Raw genomic sequence first — 21,994 nt, 5'->3', positions numbered from 1 at the left:
CGTGACCGCCCCGCGTGAGCCCGACGGGCGGGTCGGCCCGGCGCCGGACCTCACCCCGTTCCGGCCCCGCTGGGCCCCGGTGGTCGGGGTCGTCCTGTCGATCCTCGTGCTCGCCGGCGTCGTCCTGCTGTTCGTGTTCGTCCAGCCGAACGCCGCGACCCGGCTGGGCATCGGCGACTACCTCCTCGTCGTCGTGGTCGCCGGTCTCCTGCTCGGCATCCTGTGGCGGCAGAGCTCCGTGAGCGCGACGCCGACGCCGCGGGGCCTCGCCGTGCGCAACCTCATGGGGACGACCCGGCTGGAGTGGGCCCAGATCGTCTCGGTGCGGTTCTCCCCGGACCGCGCCTGGGCCCAGCTCGACCTCGCCGACGGCGACCAGCTCGCCGTCATGGCGATCCAGAGCGCCGACGGCGAGCGCGCGCGCCACGCCGCGGCGCGGCTGGCCGCCCTCGTCCAGCACTACGGGACGGCGCTCGACGCCTGAGCCGAGGGCGGCCCGCCCGCGGCTCAGAGGTCGACGGGCGTCACCGCGTCCAGCGGCAGCGTGCCGTAGACGTGCGGGAACCGCTCGCCGGCCGGCTCGCGCGGGTCGCCCGGCTCCTCGACGACGACGATCCCGCGCTCGCCGAGCGCCACGAGGTCGAGCTCGAGGGCGACGAGGTCCGCGTCCGGCACGTCGGAGTAGAACGCGTCCCGGATGGCGACGAGCTGCCCCGGACGGCTCGCGTGGACGAACCCGACCTCCGCCACGCCCGCCCCGCGGGTCGAGACGGCGTACTCGCCGGAGTCCTGCGCCGCCGCCCAGTCCGAGCGCAGAGCCAGGTGCCGCGCGATCCCCGTGAAGCCGACCGACACGCGCTGGGCCCACCGCCCGGCCGCGGCCGCGGCGAGGAACGGCGACGCGTCGGCCTCGAGCGAGCGGCCCATCGTCGACAGGCGCACGGGCGAGGTCTCCAGCGCGGCGCGCAGCCCGGCCGTGCCGACCCGGACGAGCCGGTGGCGCCGGTCCTCGCGACGCGACGGCGAGCCGGGCGTCGCCGCCAGCTCGCGCGCCGCGTCCGTCACCGACTCCTCGAGGTCCCGGGGATAGCCGGGCTCGTCCCGCCCGTGCGTCACGGGCAGGACGACGTCGGCGGCGGCCAGCGCCACGCGCCCGTACGCCGTCGTCGAGTGGTGGGAGACGCCACGGTGGCGCCCGCGGCCGTCGGCGCCGGACACCCGGAGCGAGGCGATCGGACGCCCGCCCAGCGCGGCGGCGGCGTTGATCGCCTCGCCCGCCGCGACGCCGCTGAAGCCCCACCGCGTCCCGGTGCCCAGGTTGCCGGGCCCCTGGGCGACGATCGCGATGTCCGCACCGACCACGTGCCGGGCGGCGAGCAGCCCGGTGTGGAGCGTGACGGCCTCGTGGTCGCCGCCGAACGCCTGGCCGACCGTGAGGGTCGACGCCAGCCAGCCGGCCTCCCGCAGGCCGGCGACCGCGCGGGAGAACCAGGCGGGCAGGGCGCCGCCGTCGGACATGACGTAGGCGATCCGCGGCATGACCCGACCGGTCGCCGCCGCCTCGTCGCGCGCGCCGGCGATGATCGCGGGCAGGGCCGAGTGGAGGTCGGCCACGACGACGGGCATGCCGTCGAGCGAGTCGGCCTCGCGCAGCAGCTCGTGGTCGGGCGACTCCTGCTCGTCGACGCCGAGGACCATCACCTGCTCGGGCGTGTAGCGGGCCTTGACGACGTGCCCCGGGCCGGGCTCGGGGTCGGCCGGGAGGCGGTCGGGAACCGCGACGACGAGCGCGTACCCGCCCGTGCCGAGACCGCGGGCCAGGGCCGAGACGTTGAGGAGCACGCGGTCGCCGACCTCGGGCTCGCCGACCAGCCCGGGGTAGGCGAGAGCCCGCAGCGCGACGCCGGGGGCGACGGCGGCCGGCCCGCCACCGGCCGCACCGCCGCCGGTGACCTGGACGCTCAGCTCCTGGACTCCCCGCCACGACGCCCCGCGGGCCGTCACGACGCCCTCTCGCCAGATGATCATGGGCCAACCCTAGGAGGCGTCGGCCGCGACGGACGGGAGGGTCGTGACCGGTGGAACATCTAGGCTGGTCCGCAATGGCAACGGTGTCCCCGGCCGAACGGCTCTTCGACCTCGTGATCGCGCTGCGCAACGCACGCGCGCCGATGTCGCGCGCCCAGATCCGCTCGGGCGTCAACGGGTACCACGAGGCCGAGAACGACGCGGCCTTCGAGCGGATGTTCGAGCGGGACAAGGTGGCCCTGCGCGAGCTGGGCATCCCGCTGCTCACCATCACGGGCGACGCGCACGGCGACGAGTACGGCTACCGGATCGACGTCTCCGACTACGACCTGCCGCCGATCGAGCTGACGCCGGAGGAGATCGGCGTGCTCGGCGCCGCGGCCCAGGTCTGGGACGGCGCGGACCTCGCCTCGCCCGCGCGCCGCGGCCTCACCAAGCTGCTGGCCGTCGCGCCCGCCTCGACCGACCCGCTCGCCGGCCGGCTGCGGCTGCCGACGCCGGACGAGCAGTTCGACGCCCTGCTCGCCGCGATCAGCCAGCGCCGCCTCGTCACCTTCGCCTACCGCGCCGCCCACTCCGGCGCGACGCAGGAGCGCGTCGTCGAGCCGTGGCGCCTCCTGGTCTCCGGCGGCGCCTGGTACCTCCAGGGGTACGACCGCGTGCGGGCGGGGGAGCGGCTGTTCCGGCTCTCCCGCGTCGCCGGTGGCGTCCGCGTGCTCCCGCCGGACGAGTCGGAGCGTCAGCCCGTCGGGCCGGCGTACGAGGGCCGGCGCACCCGGACCGACGCCGTGCTGCTCGTGCGGCCCGACCGCGCGACGGCGCTGCGCCTGCGCGCCGCCTCCGTCGAGCCCGACGCGCGGCCCGGGTACGACCGCGTCGTGCTCGCCCCGGGCGACCTCGGCGACCTGGCCTCGCTGGTCGCCGGCTACGCCGACGCCGTCGTCGTGCTCGAGCCGCCGGAGCTGGTGGACGCCGTCCGGACCCGGCTGCTCGCCGTCGCGGCCCTGGACGCGGGGGACGCCGATGCGTGAGCGCACCGCGGACCGCGTCGCCCGCCTCCTCGCGATGATCGCCTACCTCGCGGCGCGCGAGGAGGTGACGCTCGCCGATCTCGCCGCCCACTTCGGCGTCACCCAGGCGCAGGCGCGCCGCGACGTCGAGACGCTGTGGATGACCGGCAGCCCCGGCTACCTGCACGGCGACCTCATCGACTTCCAGTACGACCGGTGGGAGCAGGGCCGGGTCAGCCTGCTCGACTCCCAGGGCATGGAGCGGCCGGTCCGGCTGGGGCACGGCGAGGCGGTCGCCCTCGTCGTGGCGCTGCGCGCGATCGCCGAGCTGCCGGGACTCGCGGGTCCGGCGCTCACCTCGGCGCTGGACAAGCTGACGGCCGCGGCGGGGGAGGCCGCGAGCACGGCGGCCGCCGTCGCGGTCGACCGACCGGCCGCCGCCGACGCGCCGCAGGTGGCCGCGCACCTCGCGACGGTCCGCGACGCGCTCGCGCGCGGCCGCCGCCTCGACCTGGTCTACGTCGGGGCGTCGGACGAGGTCACGCGGCGCACGGTCGAGCCGCTCGCCCTGCTCTCGGACGGCGACCAGTGGTACCTGCGCGCGCACTGCCTGCGCGCCGGGGACGTGCGGCACTTCCGGCTCGACCGGGTGGTGAGCGCGAGCGTCTCCGACGAGGCGAGCGAGCGCCGTCCGGAGGCGGCCGACCCCGCGGCCGACTCGGTCCGTCCGCGGGGCGACCACGAGGTCACCCTGACGCTCGACCCGCGCGCCCGCTGGGTCGCCGAGCGGTTCGACGGACAGATCCTCGCCGAGTCCGCGGAGGCGATCACGGTGCTGCTGCACGTGGCCGACCCGTCGTGGCTGGACGCCCTCGTCCTCGATCTCGGCCCCGACCTGCACGCGCTGGCCCCGGCCGAGCACGCCCGCCGCGTCGCGGCTGCCGCCCGTCGCGCGCTCGCCGCGTACGACGAACCGGAAGGAGGGCGGAGCTGATGCCCTGGTGGCTCGTCTGGGTGCTGCTGTCCGTCGCCGCCCTCGTCTTCCTCGGCTGGGTCCTGCTGCGGCTGTGGCGCGCCTTCCGCGCGCTCCTGGCCGAGCTCGAGGCGCTCGGCGAGCTGATGGACCGGCTCGAGGCCCGGATGGCCGAGCTCGACGAGCTGGCCGCCGCCGAGGGGACGTCGGAGGGGCCGGGGATCGTCCTGACCCCGCGGGAGCGTGCCGAGCTGCACGCCCTGCGCGCCGAGATCAAGGCTCGGCGCAACGCCCGCCGCCAGGCGCGCTACCGCAAGGTGAGCGCGACCTGGGACGGGATCACCGGTTAGCCCGCGCGTGCGGCTCGCCGTCCTCGTCAACCCCCGCTCCGGCGGCGGCCGCGGAGCCCGGGTGGCGCCCGGGGTCGTCGGGATGCTCCGCGAGGCCGGGCACGACGTCGTGGAGCTGCGCGGGTCGAGCGTCGCCGAGGCCGCCGCACTGCTGACGCGGGAGGTGACGCGTCCCGCCGCGGGCGGCGTCCCCGTCGACGCGGTCGTCTCGGTCGGCGGCGACGGCGGCATCCACGTGGCGCTCGGCGTCCTGCGCGAGCACGCGCCGGGCGTCCCGCTCGGGATCCTCGCGGCCGGGTCGGGCAACGACCTCGCGCGCTCGCTCGACCTGCCGCTGCGCGACCCGGTGACGCAGACCGCGCACCTGCTCGCCTCGCTGAGCCGGCCCGCGCGGATGCTCGACCTGGGCCGGGTCCGGCCGCTCGGCCCCGACGGCGCGGTCGACGAGACGCGGGAGCCGCTGTGGTTCCTCAACGTGGCGAGCGCCGGCGTCGACGCGGCCGTGAACGCCCGGGCGAACGCGATGCGCCGGCCGCGGGGCAAGAGCCGCTACCTGCTCGGGCTCGCGGCGGAGCTCGTGCGGTTCCGCGGGTACGCGGTGCGCGTCGTGGCCGACGGGGCGGACCTCGGCGACTGCGGGACCATCGTCGCCGTCGGGAACTCGCGCAGCATCGGCGGCGGGATGCTCATCGCGCCGGCCGCGAACCTGAGCGACGGGCTGCTCGACGTCGTCGTCGCCCGCACGGTCGGTCGCGCGCTGCTGGCCTCGGTCTTCCCCCGCGTCTACAGCGGGAGCCACGTCACGCACCCCATCGTCCGGGTGGTCCGGGCGCGCACGGTCGACGTGCTGCCCGACCCGGACGTCCTCGGCCGCGCGCCGGCACCGCGGCTGCACGCAGACGGCGAGGAGCTGTGCGAGCTCCCGGCGCGGGTCGACCTGCTGCCACGAGCGATCCCGGTGCTCGCCTAGGCTGACGACATGACCTCCCCGGAGCTCTCACCCGCCGAGAGGTACGCGGCCCACGCCGCCCGCACGAGGCGTCAGCGGGCCGTCGGCGCGACGGCCGAGGACCTCGACTCGTTCGTCCGACGCCAGGAGTTCGTGCTCGACGACTTCCAGCTCACCGCCTGCGAGCACCTCGCCGGCGGGCAGGACGTGCTCGTCGCCGCACCGACCGGCGCGGGCAAGACCATCGTCGGGGAGTTCGCCGTCCACCTGGCCCTGGCGACCGGGCGCAAGGCGTTCTACACGACGCCGATCAAGGCGCTGTCGAACCAGAAGTACCTCGAGCTGGCGGCCGTCCACGGCGCGAACCGGGTCGGACTGCTCACCGGGGACCAGACGATCAACGGGGAGGCCGACGTCGTCGTCATGACGACCGAGGTGCTGCGCAACATGATCTACGCGCGCTCGGCCACGCTGGAGGGCCTCGGGTACGTCGTCATGGACGAGGTGCACTACCTCGCGGACGCCTCGCGCGGCGGCGTGTGGGAGGAGGTCATCCTCCTGCTCGCGCCGGACGCCCGGCTCGTCTCGCTCTCGGCGACCGTCTCGAACGCCGAGGAGTTCGGGAGCTGGCTGTCCGAGGTGCGCGGATCGACGGCCGTCGTCGTCTCCGAGCGCCGCCCGGTCCCGCTGTGGCAGCAGATGATGGTCCGGAACGACATGATCCCGCTCTACGCCGCCACCGGCGTCGACGCGGCCGACCCGGGCCGCGACCCGCGGGTCAACCCCGACCTGGTCGAGGCGATCCGGCGCGCGGAGCGGGCCGAGGGCTCCGGTGGGGACCGCCGCGGCCGGGGGCGGCGGGACGACCGCCGGGGACGCGGCTCCCGGCACGGGCGCGAGCGCGGCGGCGTCCGGGCTCCGCGCCGCTCCACCGTCGTGACGACGCTGGACGCGGGCGGGCTGCTGCCCGCGATCTACTTCATCTTCTCCCGCGCCGGGTGCGAGGCGGCGGTCGAGCAGGTGCTCGCGTCCGGCGCCCGGTTCACCACCCCGAGCGAGCGCGACCTCATCGCCGAGACGCTGCACGAGATCTCGATGCGCATCCCGGGGGAGGACCTCGCCGCGGTCGGGTTCACCTCCTTCGCCCAGGCGCTCTCGCGCGGCGTCGCCGCCCACCACGCCGGGATGCTCCCGGTGTTCAAGGAGGCGGTCGAGCAGCTCTTCGCCGCCGGGCTCATCAAGGTCGTCTTCGCCACCGAGACGCTGGCGCTCGGCATCAACATGCCGGCGCGCTCGGTCGTGCTGGAGAGCCTGGTCAAGTGGGACGGCCGCGCCCACGTCGCCGTGACGCCGGGGGAGTACACGCAGCTCACCGGACGTGCGGGCCGGCGGGGGATCGACGTGGAGGGGCACGCCGTCGTGCTCTACGCCTCGGGCGTCGACCCGGTCGGCGTCGCCGGGCTCGCGTCGCGCCGCACCTACCCGCTGCGCTCCAGCTTCCGGCCGACCTACAACATGGCCGTCAACCTGCTGAGCAGCCGGCCCCGCGACCGGGTGCGGGAGCTGCTCGAGCAGTCCTTCGCGCAGTTCCAGGCCGACGCCGGCGTCGTCCACCTCGCGCGACAGCTCCGCAAGCACGAGGACGCGATCGCCGGCTACCTCGCCTCCGCCGCGTGCGACCGCGGCGACGTCGCGGAGTACCTGGAGCTGCAGGCGAGGATCTCCGCGATCGAGTCGTCCGACCAGCGCGAGCGCTCGGCCGGGCGCCGCCGCGCGGTGGCCGACCAGCTCGGCTCGCTGCGCCCCGGCGACGTCATCGAGATCCCGCGCGGGCGCCGCGCCGGCTGGGCGGTGGTGCTCGAGGCCGGAACGCCGGGGCTGGACGGCCCGCGCCCCGAGGTGCTCGGCGAGGACCGTCAGGTCCGCACGATCGGCCACGCCGAGGCGCCGCACGGCGTCCGGGTGGCCGGCCGCGTCCGCATCCCCCGGGGGTTCTCGGCGCGCGACCCGCGGCAGCGGCGCGACCTGGCCTCCTCGCTGCGCAACGCGCTCGCCGACGGCCTCCCGGGCGGCGCGTCAGCCGAGCTGCCGAGCGTCGACCGGACGGGCGATCGCGCCGAGGAGCTGGCCTCGCTCCGCCGGCTCCTGCGCGCGCACCCGGTGCACGGCTGCGCCGAGCGGGAGGACCACCTGCGCTGGGCGCGCCGGCTCACGTCGCTGGAGGCCGAGCGCGACAAGCTCGTCCAGCGGATCTCGAACCGCACCACCTCGATCGCTCGGGACTTCGACAAGGTCTGCGAGGTGCTCCTCACGCTCGGCTACCTCGCCGAGGAGGAGGGCGAGGACGGCGCCGTGCGCGTGACGGCCTCCGGTCGCTGGCTGCGCCGGCTGTACGCCGAGCGGGACCTCGTCCTCGCGCAGACGCTTCGCTCGGGGCACTGGGACCACCTCGACGCGGCCGAGCTCGCGGCCGCCGCCACCTGCATCGTCTACTCCCCGCGGGGTGACGACGAGGGCGACCCGGTCGTCCCCCGCGGTCTCGGCGCGCGGCTGGAGCTGGCGGTCGGGACGGCGATGGGGCGCGGCGACGAGGTGGGCGACCTCGAGCGGCGGGTCGGGCTGGCGTCGTCCGACGCCGTCCACCCCGGGCTCGTCCGGACGATGCTCGAGTGGGCCCGCGGCGGCTCGCTCGCCGACGTGCTGTCGCGCGGTGACCTGCTCGCCGGTGACTTCGTGCGGTGGGCACGGCAGGTCCTCGACGTCCTCGACCAGATCGCGGTGGCGGCCCCCGACGCCGGGCTGCGCGACACCGCCCGTGACGCGATCGACCTGGTCCGCCGTGGCGTCGTCGGGCAGGACCTCGTATGAGCCGGCTGCTCGTGCGCGGCGGGACGGTCTACACCGACGCCGACCGGTTCGCGACCGCGCTCCTCGTCGAGGACGGCCTCGTCACGTGGATCGGGGACGACGCCTCGGCGCAGCGGCACGTGACGGAGTCGCCCGGGACCGACGTGCTCGACCTCGCCGGCCGGCTCCTCACGCCCGCGTTCGCCGACGCGGGGGAGCCGCCCGGCACCCCCGACGACCTGATCCGCGCCGGCGTGGTCGCGCGCGTCGAGCGCACCCCGGGCGCCGAGCTCGTCACCGCCGGACCCGACGGGCAGGTGCGGCCCCCGGCACCGGGCGTCGTCGCCGTCGTCGACCCGCGCACGCTGCCGGCATCCGTCGACCTCGGGGCCTGGGCGGCCGACGGCGTCCCGCTCGCCCTCGGCACCGCGCCGGGCTGGACGCTCGACCCGTGGGACCTGCTGCGGCACGCACTGGCGCGGGGGCTGTCGGCGCGCGCCGCGTTCCTCGCCCACACGCGCGGCGCCTGGCGGGCCGGCGGTCGCGGCCTCCCGGGCGACGGCTCACCGGCCCGGCTGTACGTCGGCGCGCCCGCCACCTTCGTCGTGTGGGAGCCGACGGAGCTCGTCACGCAGGTCGCGGACACGGGACGGTCGACGTGGTCCGTCGACGCTCGCGCGGGCCTCCCGCCGCTGCCGCGGCTCGGCGCCCTCGACGAGCCCGGCTGGCACGGACCGGCCGCCGACGTCGTCCAGGTCGACGGTGCCGTCGCGTTCCCCGACACCGACGCGACACGCCGAGCGGTCATCCCGCGGTGACACGCCGGGCACCGGCGGTTCACTCGGACCAATCGGGCTCGCTCTGACCTGCGGCGACGGTCGTGACCTGCATCGTTACCGGCTTGACACCTGCCGTTCGCCGGGGTTGTCTCGTTCGAGTCACCGCGGCGGTGGGGGGCAACGCCACCAGAGTTCCACCCGCAACGGGGCTGGACGCGACCCGCTCGCTCGGACACTAGACAACGCCACTGGCGGCCCGAAGTCCGAGCGCCCGGGTCGCGTTCGCATTCCCGCGGCCGACGCCCGCTCCCAACCCAGCGCGCGTCCCTCTCGCGGCCCGGGCGCGACGTATCCTGGCGGGGTGCCAGCCCCCGTGTCCGTGACCGAGCCGCGGCGCCCGCTGACCCTCCTCCTCGCGGCCCTCGGTGGCCTGCTGACCGACGCGGCCTTCCCACAGCGCAACCTGTGGCCGCTCGCCTTCGTCGGCATCGCCCTGCTCGTGCTCGCCCTGCGCCGCGACTCGGCGCGGTGGGGCTTCCTGGTCGGGCTCACCTGGGGTGCGGTCTTCTACCTCGTCCACCTGTGGTGGGTGTTCGACTCGGTCGGCGGCGCCACCTGGGTCCTGTTCTCGCTCGTCCTCGCCGCCTACGTCGGCCTCGTCGGCGCCGCGTGGGCGTGGATCCGGCGCTGGCCGCCCGCCCGGCGCGGCTGGGTCGGCGCGCTCGCCTGGTCGGCCCTGTGGGTCGCGCTGGAGGGCGTCCGGTCGATCGCGCCGTTCGAGGGGTTCCCGTGGGCGCGGCTCGCGTTCTCCCAGACCACCGGACCGCTCCTGCGGCTCGCGTCGCTGGGCGGGACGCCGCTGGTCGGCGGCATCGTCGCCGGGCTCGGGTTCGCTCTCGCCCTCGTGTGGTGGCGGATGCGCGAGGGCCGGCCCGGCCGGGCGCTCGTGAGCCTCGGGGTCACGGTGCTCGTGCCCCTGCTGTGCCTCGCCGTGCCGCTCGGCACGCGCGCCGAGGCCGGGACCGTGACCGTCGGAGCCGTCCAGGGCAACGTCCCGAACGCCGGCCTCGACGCCTTCGCCAACGCGCGCGGCGTCATCGCCAACCACGTCGCCGGCACCCTCGACCTCCTCGAGCGGGCCGAGGCCGAGGGCCGGTCGCTCGACGTCGTGCTCTGGCCGGAGAACGCAGCCGACTACGACCCGCGGACGGACGCCCAGGCGCAGGCCGCCGTGACCGAGGCGTCCGAGGCGGCCGGCGTGCCGATCCTGCTCGGCACGCAGAGCTACGTCTACGGGGACGACGGGCGGGCGACGGCCCGGTACAACGACATGGTGCGCTGGGACCCGGGGATCGGCGCCGTCGCCGTCTACGCCAAGCAGCACCCGGCGCCGTTCGCCGAGTACATCCCGCTGCGCGACCTCGCCCGCCGGGTCACCTCGGCGGTCGACCTCGTGACCGTCGACATGGCCAAGGGCACCGGGCCGGCCATCCTGCCGGTCCCGGTGGGGGAGCGGGAGGTGCCGTTCGGCGTCGCGATCTGCTTCGAGGTCGCCTACGACGAGATCGTCGCCGACTCGGTGCGCGACGGCGCGGAGATCCTCGTCGTCCCGACGAACAACGCCTCGTTCGGCCTCACCGCCGAGTCGGAGCAGCAGCTCGCCATGACCGTCTTCCGGGCCGTCGAGCACGGCCGCGCGGCGGTGCAGGTCTCGACCGTCGGGGTCTCCGGGATCGTCTGGCCGAACGGGGTGGTCTCGGAGCGGACCGAGCTGTTCACGCCCGCGACGATGCTCGCCGACCTGCCGCTGCGCACGAGCGTGACGCCCGCGACGAACCTCGCCCCGCGGCTGCAGTGGGGCGCGTATGGTGTTGCGGGGCTCGCGCTGCTGCTCGGCCTCGTCTCGGCGGGCAGGACCCGCCGCCCCGACACGAAAGGCCCCAGGTGACCTCGCAGGAGAGCGACCCCCGCGTCGTCGTCATCATCCCGACCTACAACGAGCGCGAGGCCCTGCCGGGGACGCTCGACCGGCTGCGCCGGTCGGTCCCGGGCGCCGACGTCCTCGTCGTCGACGACGCCAGCCCGGACGGCACGGGGGAGTGGGCGGAGCAGCTCGGTGAGCGCGACGCCCAGGTCCACGTCCTGCACCGCACGTCGAAGGACGGCCTCGGCCGCGCCTACATCGCGGGGTTCGGCTGGGCGCTCGAGCACGGCTACGACCTCGTCGTCGAGATGGACGCCGACGCCTCGCACCGGCCGGAGGAGCTGCCCCGGCTGCTGGAGGCCGCGCGGGACGAGCGGGTCGCGCTCGTGATCGGCTCGCGCCGCGTCCGCGGCGGCGGAACGGTCAACTGGCCGTGGTACCGCCAGCTCATCAGCCGCGCCGGGACCGCGTACCCGCGCCTCGTGCTGCGGCTGCCGGTGAAGGACGCGACGGCCGGCTTCCGCGCCTACCCGGCGTGGGTGCTGCGCACGCTCCCGCTGGACGAGGTCGAGTCGCACGGGTACGCGTTCCAGGTCGACATGACCTACCGCGTGCACCGGATGGGCGGGCGGATCGTCGAGGTGCCGATCACGTTCGTCGAGCGGGTCGAGGGCGTCTCGAAGATGACGGGGTCGATCGTGCGGGAGGCCTTCGTCAACGTGACCCGGTGGGGAATGCAGGACGCCTGGCGCCGCATGCGGCGCCAGGCGTCGGACGGTCAGTCGCTCGCGCGCTGACCACGGGTGCTGGTCGGTCAGGCGCTCTTGCGGAGCTGACCGGAGCGGAGCAGCTCGAGCCGCTCGTTGAGCAGGTCCTCGAGCTCGTCGATGGACCGGCGCTCGAGCAGCATGTCCCAGTGGGTGCGCTGCGGCTTGGTCGCCTTGGGCTCGGGGCGCTCGGCGTCCCGGAGCAGAGCCTCACCGGAGGGAACCTCCCAGATGGCCGGAACCTCCGCCTCCGCCGAGAAGGGGACGACGAGGACCGTCCCGTCCGGGCAGTCGTACACGGCCTCGATCCGAGGGGCGAGCTCGACCCCCGTCTCGGACTCCATGCTGTTCGCGCCGATCTTCATGCCGCGAAGGGTGCGTTCTGCCATGGTTGACTCCTTCCTGACCGCGCATCCGGACGACCCCCGTATGAGGCCGCCGACCCTGCGATCACTGTCGGCCGTTCGCCGTACTGAGAGTCAACGTCGGACGGTGCGTCCTATGTTCCCGACGGCCCTGTGAAGGTCGCGTGAAGGTCGCACCGGGAACGTGCCGGATGGCCGGCCCCGATCCGTGGTGGGATGGTCCCGTGAGCCTCGACCTGCACCCCGTCCGACCCGCCGTCGCGGTCCCGGTCAGCGCGCCGGACGTCCCGGCGGCGATCGCCGCGACCGTCCGCGCCCGCGAGGCGGGGGCCGAGGTCGTCGAGTGGCGGCTCGACGCGCTCGGCTCCGACGGCTCCGAGGGCTCCGGCGGGCGGCTCGCCACGGCGGACCTCCTCGCGGCGGTCGCGCAGCTCCCGGCGCTGCGGGCCGAGGGCGGCCTCCCCGTCCTCGCCACCTATCGCTCGCTCCTCGAGGGCGGCCCCGGCGGGCTCGACGACGACGGGTACCACGATCTGCTCGCGGCCCTCGTCGCGGTCGGCGCCGACGCGATCGACGTCGAGCTGACCCGCGGCGAGGAGGTCGTCACCGGCCCGGTGCGCCTGGCCCGCGACGCCGGCGTCGCCGTCGTCGGGTCGAGCCACGACTTCGGCGGGACGCCCGACGACCTCGACGTGCGGTTCGCCGAGCTCGCGCGCCGGGGGAGCGACGTGCTCAAGGTCGCCACCACCCCGGACTCCGACGCCGACGTGCTCCGGCTGCTCACCTCCGCCGTCCGCGCCCGCACGGCGCTGAACCGTGTCGTGCTGCCCGTCGCGATGGGCCGGCTCGGCGTGCTGTCCCGCGTCGGCGGCGCGCTGTGGCGCGCGCCGCTGACGTTCGCGCGCCTGGGGGAGGGGTCGGCCCCCGGCCAGCTCGACGTGCGCGCCGCCGCGCAGGTGCTCGACCTGCTCGGGGAGGCGGCCCGATGAGGCCGACGCTCGTGCTGTGCGGCCCGATGGGCTCGGGCAAGAGCGCCGTCGGACGCCGCGCCGCCACCGCGCTCGGCGTCGCGATCCACGACACGGACGCGATGATCGAGGAGCGCGCCGGCCGCACGATCGCGGAGATCTTCGCCGCCGACGGTGAGCCGGCGTTCCGCGAGATCGAGCGTGACGTCGTGGTCGAGGCGCTCGGCACGACCGCCGGCGTCCTCGCGCTCGGTGGGGGAGCCGTGCTCCACCCGGACACGCGCCGCGCCCTGGCCGGCTATCGCGCGGACGGGGGCGTGGTCGTGTTCCTCGACGTGTCGGCGCGACAGGCGCTGCTGCGGATCGGCACAGACCAGCGTCGCCCGATGCTGCACGGCGACGGCGAGTCGCCTCGGCAGCGGTGGAACCGGATCGCGGCGGAGCGGCGCGCGGTCTACGAGGAGGTCGCGTCGCACGTCGTCACGACCGATCGCGGCACGCCGGCGGCCGTCGCGCGGCGCATCCTCGCGCTGCTGCCCGACGCCTGAGTCCACGGGAGACGTGCGTCACACCTCGGTGACGACGACCTGTTAGCGTCGCGTGCGATGCAAGCAGACAGCCATGACGTGATCCAGGTCCGCGGCGCGCGGGAGAACAACCTCGCCGACATCGACGTCGACCTTCCGAAACGGCGGCTCACCGTGTTCACGGGCGTGTCCGGCTCCGGCAAGAGCTCGCTCGTCTTCGACACGATCGCCGCCGAGTCCCAGCGGCTCATCAACGAGACCTACTCGACCTTCGTCCAGGGGTTCATGCCGACGCTGGCGCGCCCCGACGTCGACGTGCTCGAGGGGCTGACGACGGCGATCATCGTCGACCAGGAGTCGATGGGGGCCAACCCCCGCTCGACCGTCGGCACCGCGACGGACGCGAACGCGATGCTGCGGATCCTGTTCAGCCGACTCGGCCGGCCGAGCCTCGGCTCGTCGAAGGCGTACTCGTTCAACATCGCCTCGGTCAGCGGGGCCGGCGCCGTCACCGTGGAGAAGGGCGGCCGGCAGGTCAAGGAGCGGCGCTCGTTCACGATCACGGGCGGCATGTGCGAGCGGTGCGAGGGTCTCGGCAACGTCTCCGACTTCGATCTCACCCAGCTCTTCGACGCCGACCGGTCGCTCAGCGAGGGCGCGCTGCTCGTCCCCGGGTTCACGGCGGACGGCTGGTACGGGCGGATCTACCGCGAGTGCGGCTACTTCGACCCGGACAAGCCGATCCGTGACTTCACGCCCAAGGAGCTGGACGCCCTCCTGCACAAGGAGGCGACGCGGATCAAGGTCGAGGGGATCAACGTCACCTACGAGGGCCTCATCCCGCGCATTCGCAAGTCGTTCCTGTCCAAAGACCGCGAGGCGATGCAGCCGCACATCGGTGCGTTCGTCGACCGGGCGATCGTGTTCCGGACCTGTCCCGAGTGCGGCGGCACCCGGCTGAACGAGGGCGCGCGGTCCTCGAGGATCCGCGGCATCCACATCGGTGAGGCCTGCGCGATGCAGATCAGCGACCTCGCGGCGTGGGTGCGGGAGATCGAGGACCCGGACGTGGCGCCGCTCGTGGAGAAGCTGGTCGAGACGCTCGACTCGTTCGTCGAGATCGGCCTCGGCTACCTCTCGCTCGCCCGGTCCTCCGGGACGCTGTCCGGCGGGGAGTCCCAGCGGACCAAGATGATCCGCCACCTCGGCTCCTCGCTCACGGACGTCACCTACGTCTTCGACGAGCCGACGATCGGCCTGCACCCGCACGACATCGAGCGGATGAACCGGCTGCTGCTCGCGCTGCGGGACAAGGGCAACACGGTGCTGGTCGTCGAGCACAAGCCCGAGACCATCGCGATCGCCGACCACGCCGTCGACATCGGACCGGGCGCCGGCAGCTCCGGGGGACAGGTCGTCTACCAGGGCTCGGTCGACGGGCTGCGCACCAGCGGAACGCTCACCGGTCGCCACCTCGACCACCGCGTCGCTCTCAAGGAGGAGGTCCGGACGCCGACCGGGACGCTCGAGGTGCGCGGGGCGACGCTCAACAACCTCGAGGACGTCGACGTCGACGTGCCGCTCGGCGTGCTCGTCGTCGTCACGGGCGTCGCCGGCTCGGGCAAGAGCTCGCTCGTCCACGGGTCCGTCGCGGGCCGCGAGGGCGTCGTCGTCATCGACCAGCGCGCGATCAAGGGCTCCCGGCGGTCCAACCCGGCGACGTACACGGGGCTGCTCGAGCCGATCCGCAAGGCGTTCGCCAAGGCCAACGGCGTCAAGCCGGCGCTCTTCTCCGCGAACTCGGAGGGAGCCTGCCCGACCTGCAACGGCGCCGGCGTCATCTACACGGACCTGGCGATGATGGCCGGCGTCACGACGCGCTGCGAGGACTGCGAGGGCCGGCGGTTCGACGCCTCCGTCCTGGAGTACACGCTCGGCGGCCGGAACATCGCCGAGGTGCTCGAGATGCCCGTCGCGCAGGCCGAGCCGTTCTTCCGCGAGGGACCGGCGGCGACCCCGGCCGCGCACGCCGTCCTGCGTCGGATGGTCGACGTCGGGCTCGGCTACCTCACGCTCGGCCAGCCGCTCACGACGCTGTCCGGCGGCGAGCGGCAGCGACTCAAGCTGGCGGCGCGGATGGGGGAGAAGGGGACGGTCTACGTGCTCGACGAGCCGACCACCGGCCTCCACCTCGCCGACGTCGACCACCTGCTCGCGCTGCTGGACCGGCTCGTGGAGTCGGGCACGTCGGTCATCGTCATCGAGCACCACCAGGCCGTCATGGCGCACGCCGACTGGATCATCGACCTCGGACCGGGGGCGGGGCACGACGGCGGCCGCGTCGTCTTCTCCGGACCGCCGGCCGAGCTGGTCGCGCAACGATCGACGACGACGGGGGAGCACCTCGCGCGCTACGTCGCCGCCGGCACGCGGACGAGCGGCTGAGCCGTGGAGGTCGTCGCGGTCTACCTCGCCGTCACCCTCGTCCTGGGGTTCGCCGCCGTCCTGCTCAAGCTGCCGCCGCTGGTCGGCTTCCTCGCGGCGGGCTTCGTGCTCAACTGGATGCACGAGCCGTACCTGCCGGCCATCGACACGATCGCCGACCTCGGCGTCACGCTCCTGCTGTTCGGGATCGGCCTCAAGCTCGACCTGCGCATGCTCATCCGGCGCGAGGTCTGGCTGACCGCCACGTCGCACCTCGTGCTGTCCGTTGCGTTCGGCACGGGCGTGCTGTGGGCCGCCTCGCTCGTCGGCCTGCCGATGATCACGGGGCAGAGCGTCCAGACGTTCGCGCTGCTCGCGTTCGCGCTGTCGTTCTCCAGCACGGTGTTCGTCGTCAAGGTGCTCGAGGAGCGCGGCGAGTCGCACTCGCTGTACGGCCGGGTGGCCATCGGCATCCTCGTCATCCAGGACATCGCGGCGGTCGTGTTCCTCACGGCGACGAGCGGACACCTGCCGAGCCCCTGGGCGCTCGCCCTGGTGCTGCTATGGCCGGCCTCGCGGGTGCTGCGCTGGGCGTGGAGCCGGATCGGGCACGGCGAGATGCAGTCGCTGTTCGGCGTCGTCATGGCGCTCGTTCCCGGCTACTGGCTGTTCTCGGCGGTGGGGCTCAAGGGTGACCTCGGCGCGCTCGTCATGGGCATCCTGCTCGCGTCGCACCCGGCGGCGTCGGAGCTGGCGCGCTCGCTGTTCCACATCAAGGAGCTGCTGCTCGTCGGCTTCTTCGTCTCGATCGGGCTGACCGGGCTGCCGGACCTGCCGATCCTCGAGATCGCGCTCTTCATGGTGCTGCTGCTGCCGTTCAAGGGCGCCCTGTACGTCGCGCTCATGTGGCTGCTGAGGCTGCGGCTGCGCACGTCGCTGCTCGCGGGGCTGTCGCTCATGAACTACTCGGAGTTCGGGCTCATCGTCGTCGCGATGGGCGTCGAGGCCGGGCTGCTCGGCTCGACGTGGCTGGTGGAGATCTCGATCGCGGTCGCGCTCAGCTTCGTCGTCGCCGCGCTGCTCAACGGCCGCGGGCACCTCATGGTGGAGAAGCTCGCGCTGCGCCTGCCGAAGCAGCCGCTGTCCCGGATGCACCCCGAGGAGCTGCCGGCCGACGCCGGCGACGCGGAGGTCGTCGTCCTCGGGATGGGCCGCGTCGGCGTCGCCGCCTACGACCGGATGCGGGACGTGCACGGGCTGCGCGTCGTCGGGGTCGACTACGACGACGCGCGCGTGCGCACCCACCGGGCCGAGGGACGCGACGTCGTGCTCGGGGACGCGACCGACCTCGACTTCTGGAACCGGCTGCGGCGCAGCGACTCGGTGCGCACGGCCGTGCTCGCCATGCACGAGCACGGCGCGAACGTGACGGCGCTCGACTGCCTGCGCGAGTCCGGGTACGACGGCAAGGTCGCGACCGTGGCGCGGTACCAGGACGAGGTCACCTGGGCGCGCGAGCACGGCGTCGACGAGGCGTTCAACGTCTACGCCGGCGCCGGCGCCGAGCTGGCCGACCAGGCGAACCGGCTGGCCCGCGGGAGACCGCTGCTGCCGGCCCCGGACACGCCGCAGGAGCTGTAGGGGAGCGGGTCAGTGGGCCTCGCCCGCGACCGCCTTGGAGACGTCGCGCAGCGCGAGCCACCACTGGTCGAGCGGCCGGCGGAACTCCTTGTCCATGTGCTCCATCATGTGCGCGATCGGTGAGGCGCCGACCTTCGACCCCATGAGGCCGACGTAGTAGCCCTTGCTGGTGCCGGCCGCCAGCTCGTCGCCGAGCAGGTTGATCGCGTGCGAGGTGAGCCGCGTCGCGAACAGCCGGTCGAACGGCGTGGGGGAGCCGCCCTGCTGGATGTGCCCGATGACGGCCTGGCGCACGTCGAACAGGTCACCGCCCTCCTCCCGCAGGAGCCGGGCCATGAAGTCGGTCGTGTAGTTCTCGCTCGCGTTCTCGTTGCGGACGGCGAGGAAGAGTCGCCGGCCGGCGGCGAAGCTCTCCCGCAGCCACGCGATGTCGCGGACCAGGTCGGTGATCTGGACGCCGTCCTCGTGCAGGTAGACCCGCTCGGCACCGCCGGCGAGGCCGCTCATGAGCGCGAGGTAGCCGCAGTAGCGCCCCATCGTCTCCACGACGAACGCCCGCTTGGTCGCGCTGCCCGAGAGCTTGAGCCGGTCGATCGCCTCGACGAGCACGTTGAGCGCCGTGTCGCACCCGATCGACAGCTCGGAGCCCGGCAGGTTGTTGTCGATGCTGGCCGGGACGCAGACGGTCGGGATGGTGAAGGAGGGGTAGCGCTCGCGCTCGGAGTAGAGCAGGTGGGCCGACTCGTACGCGTTCCAGCCGCCGATGACGAGGAGCGCGTCGACGCGGTGCTCCTCGAGGGAGCGGCTGATCGAGTAGAGCCAGTCCAGCTTCGGGACGCTGCGCCGGACGCCGAGCTCGGCCCCGCCGTCGGCGGTCCAGCCCTCGACCGTGCCCCAGTCCATCTCCTCGATCTCGCCGTCGCGCAGGCCGTGGAAGCCGTTGCGCACGCCGAGCATCGTGTGCCCGCGCGAGATGCCGAGCCGGACGGCGGCGCGCGCCGCCGTGTTCATCCCCGGCGCGAGGCCGCCCGCGTGGACGATGGCGATCCGCTTGGCGCAGTCGGAGGCGTCGACGCGGGAGGGCTCGGCCAGCTCGCGGAAGATCTTCGTCATCTCCGTGAACGAGCTGCCGCGCAGCGCCATGGCCTCCTCGTAGTCGGCGCGCTCGATGCAGGCGGCGACCTCGCGGGTCTGGCGGACGGCCTCGACGAGCGGGATCGCCGACATCCGGTTGCCGCGGATGCCGATGACGTTCGCCTCGGAGTCGGGGGTCGCCGCGAGCAGCTCCTCGGCGGCCGTGTAGCCCAGCCACGTCGAGGCCCAGCGGTCGAACGCCGACGGCACGCCACCGCGCTGGACGTGGCCGAGGATCGTGACGCGGGTGTCCTCGTCGAGCTCGCGCTCGATGACCTGGCGGACGTACTCGGAGGTGATCGGGTTGCCCGCGCGGTCGCGGGCGCCCTCCGCGACGATGACGATGCTGTCGCGCCGCCCGGCAGCCCGTCCGCGGCGCAGCTCGGCGCACATCCGGTCCTCCCAGCCATCGGCCGGGGGGTGCTCGGGGATGAGGACGTAGTCGCACCCGCCTGCGATGGCGCTCATGAGGGCGAGGTAGCCGCAGTGGCGTCCCATCACCTCGACGACGAACGAGCGCTGGTGGCTGGCCGCGGTGCTGGCCAGGGCGTCGATGGCGTCGACGATCCGGTGCAGCGCGCTGTCCGCGCCGATCGTCATGTCGGTGCCGACCAGGTCGTTGTCGATGGACCCGACGAGGCCAGCGATCATGAGGGTCGGGTGGGCCTCGGCGATCTGCGGCGCGATCTCCCCGTTCTCGACCAGCTCCGCGAGCAGGCCCGGCCACTCCGCCCGGAACAGGTCGAGCCCGGACAGGCTCCCGTCGCCGCCGATCACCACGATCCGGTCGATCCCGAGGAGCAGCAGGTTGCGGGCGGCGCGGAGCCGGCCCGAGCGCTCGCGGAACTCCTTGCTCCGGAACGTGCCGATCGTCGTGCCGCCCTTGTTGAGGATGCTGCCGACGTCCTCCCAGCCGAACCGGCGGATGCGGTCGCCGCCGTCGATCATGCCCTGGTAGCCCTCGTAGATCGCGTAGACCTCGGCGCCGCGGCTGATCGCGGTCCGCACGACGGCGCGCACGGCCGCGTTCATGCCCTGCGCGTCACCGCCGCTGGTGAGGATGCCGATCCGGAGAGGGGCGCCGTGACCCGAGCGGTCGGTGGCGTGGTGGTCGAGTGCCATGGGCACCATCCTGCCGAATGCCGCGGGGTCGTCGGTACGACCAAGGTCTCCCGCGAGCGTCGCGGCGGTGTGCCGGGTCGATGGCCACCGCTGGTTCGGCTCCGCGACACCGGGCGGTCCCGCGGTGGACACCGTCACCGCCGTGTCCCGTGGCGGACCGGGTTCTCGTCGTCATCCGGTGCCGGGGTGGACACCGCGGGGGAGCGGCGGGCCGGGCCGGCTACGAGCCGAAGCCGAGGACCACGAGCGCGCCGGCGGCGATCCCGAGCGAGGCGACGATGCGCCGCGTCCGCGGCCAGGGCTGGCTCATGATCCAGCCGATCAGCGCGCCGCCGATCGCGATGACGGCGGCGTAGAGGAGCCCGACGAGCGTCCGGTTGGCGGTCCCGATCCACGCGAGCGTCGAGAGGCCGACGAGGAGCGATGCGGTCCGAACCGTGGGCGCCCTGCCCTGCATCGTCGCGAGGAAGGCGACGACGGCCAGCGCGACGAGCGCTGCCGGCAGCAGGAACACGAGCAGGACGGTGGCGGGTCCCGAGAGCAGCGCCGCCGCCACGCTCGGCGCGCTGCCGGCGAGGCCGCGAACGGCGGTGTCCAGGACCAGCAGCACCGCCGTGGCGGCGATGGCCGGCAGGGCCGCGCGCATCCCGCGCACGACGGCGCCCTTCTCGGGGGCTGGGGTCGTCGGTGCGGACGTCTCGCGCGGCATCCCGCCAGGCTACCGAGGTCTCGACGCCGGTCGGGACCGGACGGACGCCGGGGGAGGGGCGTGCCCGATCAGTCGGGTGCGCCCTCGTGCCGGGCGTCGCGAAGCGGCGAGAGCGCGATCACCAGCGCGGCCACGACGAAGACGCCCGCGCCGATGCCGATCGTGAGCTGGAAGCCGAGGAGCGTCATGAGCGGACCGGCCAGGAGAGCGCCGAACAGGAACACGACGCGGTTCACGGTGCGGATCGTCGAGTTCATTCGTCCCTGGATGGCGTCCGGCGCGACCGACTGGCGATAGGAGATGTCGTTGGTGTCTTCGATGCCCATGGCCAGGCAGTAGAGGAACTGCGCGGTCGCGACGACTCCGAGGATGGCGGCGACGCCGCTGTCGGCGGTGAGCGGAGCGAGAGCGAGCACGAGCCACGGCACGGCGACCAGGACGCGACCCAGCAGGATCGCCCTGCCCGCGCCGAGCCCGGAGCCGACGCGGGGCGCGATCATCGCTCCGACGAAGCCGCCGGCGCCCCCGATCGCGAGCGCGACGCCGTACGCCCACGTCGGAAGGGCCAGCTGACGCAGGACGAAGACGGCGAAGACGGTCGTGACGATGCTGTTGCCGAGGAACCAGACGTGCACCGAGAGCGCGAGGGGGCGCAGGGTCGGATGCCGGTAGGTGTAGCGGATGCCATCGGCGATGTCGTGCCCGACGTGCCGTCCCGCCGGGCGCGGTCTCGGCTTCGGCTCGTCGACCCTGATCCGCGCCTGCAGACCGGCGGCGATCAGGTTGATGACCGCGTCGAACGCGAAGAGGGTCGGCGCCCCGACGAGGGTGAACAGTGCGCCTCCCAGCGCCGGCCCCGTCGTCTCCGCCACGGTCTGGCTCTGACCGAGCCGTGCGTTGGCCATCACGAGCGACCGCTGCGGAACGATGCGTGGCAGCAGCGGCTGCGACGCGGAGTCGCCGAACAGCGTGAGCACGCCGAGCACGAGGACGACGGCGGCCAGGGACCGGAAGTCGAGTGCGTCCAGGAGCAGCAGCACCGGGATCGCGGCGAGGGTCAGCGCGCGCCCGATGGTGGTGAGCACGAGGGTGCGCTGGCGCCGCCAGCGATCCATCAGCGCGCCGACGATCAGGCCGAGGAAGAGGTACGGCACGACACCGAGCGCGCTCAAGACGCTGATCTGCATCGGGGTCGCGTTGACGACCGTGACGACGAGCACCTGGAACGCGACCCCGGCGATCGCACCGCCGAAGGCGCGGATCGTCGTCGCGCCCCAGAAGTAGGCGAACGCCGGATGGCGAAGGATCTCGCGTGGCGGCGTCGTGGCGGTGGCCGCACCCGGGGGTCTCTCGCCGCTCACGCTGTCGAGCGTAGTGGGCACGCCGTGGGCGCCGGACGGCTGGTCCCAGCCGCACACCCCTCACGCCGATAATGGACATTATGTCATTACAACCCCTGCGTATCGCAGCAGATGCA

Annotated in this window: 18 protein-coding genes and 1 pseudogene; 13 read left to right on the top strand and 6 right to left on the bottom strand. The window is 74.2% G+C overall.

Going from position 1 to position 21,994, the window contains the following annotated elements; all coding sequences use genetic code 11:
• Position 1: 1 nt before the first annotated feature.
• Positions 2-484 carry a PH domain-containing protein gene (locus EDD28_RS14695; protein ID WP_245968099.1) on the top strand — a complete coding sequence of 161 codons (483 nt, stop codon included), beginning with the start codon at positions 2-4 and terminating at the stop codon, positions 482-484.
• A 23-nt stretch (positions 485-507) separates the two neighbouring features.
• Here the strand turns inward: EDD28_RS14695 and EDD28_RS17990 are convergent, their stop codons facing one another.
• Together EDD28_RS17990 and EDD28_RS14690 are read right to left on the bottom strand one after the other, a co-directional pair.
• A complete protein-coding gene (locus EDD28_RS17990; RefSeq protein WP_245968152.1) occupies positions 508-855 on the bottom strand; it encodes a DUF952 domain-containing protein in 348 nt (115 codons plus the stop codon).
• 6 nt (positions 856-861) lie between these two features.
• Positions 862-2,028, bottom strand: a pseudogene (locus EDD28_RS14690) (DUF3866 family protein); the annotation flags it as partial.
• Positions 2,029-2,102: 74 nt separating this feature from the next.
• On the opposite strand from EDD28_RS14690, the gene EDD28_RS14685 reads away from it, so the two are divergent.
• The 8 genes from EDD28_RS14685 (at position 2,103) to EDD28_RS14650 (ending at position 11,657) form a co-directional block, all read left to right on the top strand.
• A complete protein-coding gene (locus EDD28_RS14685; RefSeq protein ID WP_148059637.1) occupies positions 2,103-3,059 on the top strand; it encodes a helix-turn-helix transcriptional regulator in 957 nt (318 codons plus the stop codon).
• Positions 3,052-4,032 carry a helix-turn-helix transcriptional regulator gene (locus EDD28_RS14680; protein ID WP_123740501.1) on the top strand — a complete coding sequence of 327 codons (981 nt, stop codon included), beginning with the start codon at positions 3,052-3,054 and terminating at the stop codon, positions 4,030-4,032. Before EDD28_RS14685 ends, EDD28_RS14680 begins: the two co-directional genes overlap by 8 nt.
• Entirely contained in the window at positions 4,032-4,361 is a 330-nt protein-coding gene (locus tag EDD28_RS14675) for a hypothetical protein (protein WP_123740500.1), read from the top strand. Before EDD28_RS14680 ends, EDD28_RS14675 begins: the two co-directional genes overlap by 1 nt.
• 7 nt (positions 4,362-4,368) lie before the next feature.
• Positions 4,369-5,331: a diacylglycerol/lipid kinase family protein gene (locus EDD28_RS14670; RefSeq protein ID WP_123740499.1), complete on the top strand. Its 963-nt coding sequence runs from the start codon at positions 4,369-4,371 to the stop codon at positions 5,329-5,331.
• Positions 5,332-5,340: 9 nt separating this feature from the next.
• On the top strand, positions 5,341-8,178 hold the full coding sequence (locus EDD28_RS14665) for a DEAD/DEAH box helicase (protein ID WP_123740498.1): 2,838 nt from the start codon (positions 5,341-5,343) through the stop codon (positions 8,176-8,178).
• Positions 8,175-8,975 (top strand): serine/threonine-protein kinase, encoded by an 801-nt coding sequence (locus EDD28_RS14660; RefSeq protein ID WP_123740497.1) that lies wholly within the window; start codon positions 8,175-8,177, stop codon positions 8,973-8,975. Before EDD28_RS14665 ends, EDD28_RS14660 begins: the two co-directional genes overlap by 4 nt.
• A 322-nt stretch (positions 8,976-9,297) precedes the next feature.
• Positions 9,298-10,884 carry an apolipoprotein N-acyltransferase gene (gene lnt / locus EDD28_RS14655; RefSeq protein WP_245968098.1) on the top strand — a complete coding sequence of 529 codons (1,587 nt, stop codon included), beginning with the start codon at positions 9,298-9,300 and terminating at the stop codon, positions 10,882-10,884.
• Positions 10,881-11,657 (top strand): polyprenol monophosphomannose synthase, encoded by a 777-nt coding sequence (locus tag EDD28_RS14650; RefSeq protein ID WP_123740496.1) that lies wholly within the window; start codon positions 10,881-10,883, stop codon positions 11,655-11,657. The genes lnt and EDD28_RS14650 overlap by 4 nt, the downstream gene beginning before the upstream one ends.
• 17 nt (positions 11,658-11,674) lie before the next feature.
• Here EDD28_RS14650 and EDD28_RS14645 read toward each other — a convergent pair whose 3' ends face one another.
• Positions 11,675-12,016 (bottom strand): RNA polymerase-binding protein RbpA, encoded by a 342-nt coding sequence (locus EDD28_RS14645; RefSeq protein WP_123740495.1) that lies wholly within the window; start codon positions 12,014-12,016, stop codon positions 11,675-11,677.
• Positions 12,017-12,216: 200 nt separating this feature from the next.
• Between EDD28_RS14645 and EDD28_RS14640 the strand changes: the two genes are divergently transcribed.
• Genes EDD28_RS14640 through EDD28_RS14625 form a run of 4 tightly spaced genes read left to right on the top strand, consistent with a single transcriptional unit; the run spans position 12,217 to position 17,552 of the window.
• Positions 12,217-12,981 (top strand): type I 3-dehydroquinate dehydratase, encoded by a 765-nt coding sequence (locus EDD28_RS14640; protein WP_170169510.1) that lies wholly within the window; start codon positions 12,217-12,219, stop codon positions 12,979-12,981.
• Entirely contained in the window at positions 12,978-13,508 is a 531-nt protein-coding gene (locus EDD28_RS14635) for a shikimate kinase (protein ID WP_123740493.1), read from the top strand. Before EDD28_RS14640 ends, EDD28_RS14635 begins: the two co-directional genes overlap by 4 nt.
• 57 nt (positions 13,509-13,565) lie before the next feature.
• Positions 13,566-15,932 carry an ATP-binding cassette domain-containing protein gene (locus tag EDD28_RS14630; RefSeq protein ID WP_123740492.1) on the top strand — a complete coding sequence of 789 codons (2,367 nt, stop codon included), beginning with the start codon at positions 13,566-13,568 and terminating at the stop codon, positions 15,930-15,932.
• 3 nt (positions 15,933-15,935) lie between these two features.
• Entirely contained in the window at positions 15,936-17,552 is a 1,617-nt protein-coding gene (locus tag EDD28_RS14625; RefSeq protein WP_123740491.1) for a cation:proton antiporter family protein, read from the top strand.
• Positions 17,553-17,561: 9 nt separating this feature from the next.
• On the opposite strand, the gene EDD28_RS14620 is transcribed toward EDD28_RS14625, so the two are convergent.
• The 3 genes from EDD28_RS14620 to EDD28_RS14610 form a co-directional block, all read right to left on the bottom strand.
• Positions 17,562-19,808 (bottom strand): 6-phosphofructokinase, encoded by a 2,247-nt coding sequence (locus EDD28_RS14620; protein ID WP_245968097.1) that lies wholly within the window; start codon positions 19,806-19,808, stop codon positions 17,562-17,564.
• Between the two features lie 220 nt (positions 19,809-20,028).
• Positions 20,029-20,517, bottom strand: coding sequence for a hypothetical protein (locus tag EDD28_RS14615; protein ID WP_123740489.1), 489 nt, complete (start codon positions 20,515-20,517; stop codon positions 20,029-20,031).
• A gap of 68 nt (positions 20,518-20,585) precedes the next feature.
• Positions 20,586-21,878: an MFS transporter gene (locus EDD28_RS14610; RefSeq protein WP_123740941.1), complete on the bottom strand. Its 1,293-nt coding sequence runs from the start codon at positions 21,876-21,878 to the stop codon at positions 20,586-20,588.
• Between the last annotated feature and the right edge of the window lie 116 nt (positions 21,879-21,994).

It is taken from the genome of Salana multivorans (genome assembly GCF_003751805.1).
Taxonomy (GTDB): domain Bacteria; phylum Actinomycetota; class Actinomycetes; order Actinomycetales; family Beutenbergiaceae; genus Salana; species Salana multivorans.
The sequence above is the reverse complement of the archived record's forward strand: the minus strand, read 5'-3'. Positions and strand labels throughout refer to the sequence as shown.